This is a genomic window from Dietzia sp. DQ12-76, from assembly GCF_014145045.1.
Lineage (GTDB): Bacteria > Actinomycetota > Actinomycetes > Mycobacteriales > Mycobacteriaceae > Dietzia.
Genome location: NZ_JAALDV010000554.1, coordinates 1 through 2,545, shown reverse-complemented (window position 1 = coordinate 2,545; position 2,545 = coordinate 1). Strand labels below are relative to the sequence as shown.

Genomic DNA, 2,545 nt, shown 5'->3' with positions numbered 1-2,545 from the left:
GCGTCTCCGTCCCGCACCGCCTGTTCGGCGGCGGCGGGGTCGGCGACCTCGGTGACGGACAGCTCGATCGGGGGGACACCCGCCTGCGCGCCGGGTCCGGTCCCCTCCTCGGCGCCCTCCCTGTCCGGGGTGGCCGCAGCAGCTGCGGCGTGCACGATGGCCGAGGCGTCGTTAGAGGCGACGGCGACGGTCTTCTCGTCATCGCGCCCGCCGAGGAGGAACGACAGCCCGAAGGCGACGACGAAGATCGCGATGGTGGTCAGGGTGGAGATGATGAAGTTTCGATCGCGGAGTTTGACCATGATCTCGCGACCGGCGACGATGCGCCAGGCGGACTCGGTCGCCGGCGACCGGGTGGGGGTCGTGGTGGTCATGACGTCACCTCGCGGTAGATCTCGGAGAGGGTGGGAACGACTTCGGCGAGCTCGCGGACGCTGCCCCGCGCCATCGCCTCGCGCAGGACGAGGTCGGTCACCTCGGGGCGGTCGAGGTCCAGTAGTGCGGTGGGACCGTCGACGTCGACGACGTGGACGCCCGGCAGACCCCGGACCCACCCGACGTCCGTACCGGCGACCAGCCGGTGCAGGACGCGGCCACGTCGGCGGAGGTCGTCCACCGTCCCGTTGGCGACGACCCGCCCGCCCGCCAGGACGACGAGGTGGTCGCAGAGGCGTTCCACCAGGTCGAGTTGATGCGAGGAGAACAACACGGGCACACCCTGACTCGTGTACTCGCGCAGCAGGTCGACCATGGAGTCGACGGCGACCGGGTCCAGGCCCGAGAAGGGTTCGTCGAGGACCAGCAGTTCCGGCCCGCCGATGACCGCGGCGACGACCTGGACGCGCTGCTGGTTGCCCAGGGACAGCGACTCGAGCTTGTCCCCGGTACGGTCGCCGAGCCCGAAGCGGTCGAGCAACTCCGTCGCCGACCGACGTGCGCCCTCCGGGCTGCGCCCCTGGAGTCTGCCGAGGTAGACGAGTTGGTCGAGGATGGGCTGCTTCGGGTACAACCCACGCTCCTCCGGCATGTACCCGAAGGTGCGACGATCCGCGACCGTCACCTCCCGGCCCTTCCACATGACCGTGCCCGCGGTCGGCTGCAGAACGCCCATGATCATCCGCATGGTGGTGGTCTTCCCGGCGCCGTTGCCGCCGACGAAACCGGTCATCGCCCCCCGCGGGACCTCGAATCCGACGTCGTCCACGGCGAGGGTCTCCCCGAATCGTCGGGTCAGCCCGTCGAGTTCCAGCATGGTGTCCTCCCTGGTGTCCTGTACCGCGTCCACGCTATGGCTCCAGGGCGGTCCGGCGGATCAGCCGGGAGGATGACATCTCCGGGGAGAGCAGGGAAGGTCTCCCCCTCAGGGGGGAGACGCAGGGCGCGGGCGGGCGGCCGTCCGTTCGTCGCGGCTCACTCGCCGGGGTGGACGAGGCCGGCCTCGTAGGCCAGGACGACCGCCTGGACGCGGTCTCGGAGGTGGAGCTTGGACAGGCACGCGGACACGTGGGTCTTGACCGTGGCCTCGCCCACGACCAGCGTGCGCGCGATCTCCGCGTTGGACAACCCCCGGGCGACAAGACGCAGGACCTCGGTCTCCCGGGCGGTGAGCTCGTCCAGTGCCACCGGCCGGGACCCCGCGGGCGCGGGTGACCCGTCGCCGGCGTCCGGTGCCGTGGGAGCGGTGAGCCGTTCGATGACGCGGCGGGTGACCTCGGGCGCGAGCAGCGCGTGGCCGTGCCCCACGGCGCGGACCCCGTCGACCAGGTCCTGCGGGTCGGAGTTCTTGAGCAGGAAGCCACCGGCCCCGGCGCGCAATGCGTCGAACAGGTAGTCGTCCCGGTCGAAGGTCGTGAGGATCAGCACCCTGGCCAGGGCCTCACCGGTGATGAGTCGGGTCGCCTCGATGCCGTCGGTGCCCGGCATCTGTACGTCCATCAACACCACGTCGGGCCGCAGTCGCCGACACATCTCCACCGCCTGCGCACCGTCCGCGGCGTCGCCGATCACCTCGAGGTCGGGTTCCACGCCGAGCATCATCGAGAATCCGGACCGCATGAGCGGCTGATCGTCCACCACGAGGACCCGCAGGACGGTGTTCATGTCCGGTCGGCCTCCACGTCGGGGCGGTACGGCAGGCGCACCCGTACCCGGTAGCCGCCGGTCACCCGCGGCCCGATCTCGCACTCCCCGCCGTGTGACCGCACCCGTTCGCGCATACCCAGCAGGCCCAGACCACTCCCGGAGGTGCCGACCCGGGGGCGCCCGGCGTCAAGGATCTCCACCTCCGCGTACGGGGTCCCGCCCGGTCCCTCACCGGTGCGCAGGACGTCGCTCGCGCGGTCGGCCGTGGAGTGCCGCCGGACGTTGGCCAGCGCCTCCTGCGCGGTCCGGTACAGGGACAGGCCGACGACCGGCGGGACCTCCTCGACCGGGTGTCCGGTGCCCGTGACCACCGAGACGCTGGTGGTGAAGTCGGCCGATTCGTGAGAGGCCGCGAGGCGGCCGAGGTCGGCGATCCCCCGCACCGCGGATCGGGAGTGGTCCG

Annotated in this window: 3 protein-coding genes and 1 pseudogene; all 4 read right to left on the bottom strand. The window is 71.6% G+C overall.

Annotation, left to right across the window (positions count from 1 at the left end):
* Window positions 1-374 (bottom strand): annotated as a pseudogene (locus G6019_RS16610) (ABC transporter permease); the annotation flags it as partial.
* Window positions 371-1,252 carry an ABC transporter ATP-binding protein gene (locus G6019_RS16605; protein ID WP_107758259.1) on the bottom strand — a complete coding sequence of 294 codons (882 nt, stop codon included), beginning with the start codon at window positions 1,250-1,252 and terminating at the stop codon, window positions 371-373. The pseudogene G6019_RS16610 and the gene G6019_RS16605, both read right to left, overlap by 4 nt.
* Window positions 1,253-1,410: 158 nt before the next feature.
* On the bottom strand, window positions 1,411-2,100 hold the full coding sequence (locus tag G6019_RS16600) for a response regulator (protein WP_182611876.1): 690 nt from the start codon (window positions 2,098-2,100) through the stop codon (window positions 1,411-1,413).
* On the bottom strand, window positions 2,097-2,545 hold a 449-nt coding region (locus G6019_RS16595), incomplete at its 5' end, for a sensor histidine kinase (RefSeq protein WP_375539777.1). The genes G6019_RS16595 and G6019_RS16600, both read right to left, overlap by 4 nt.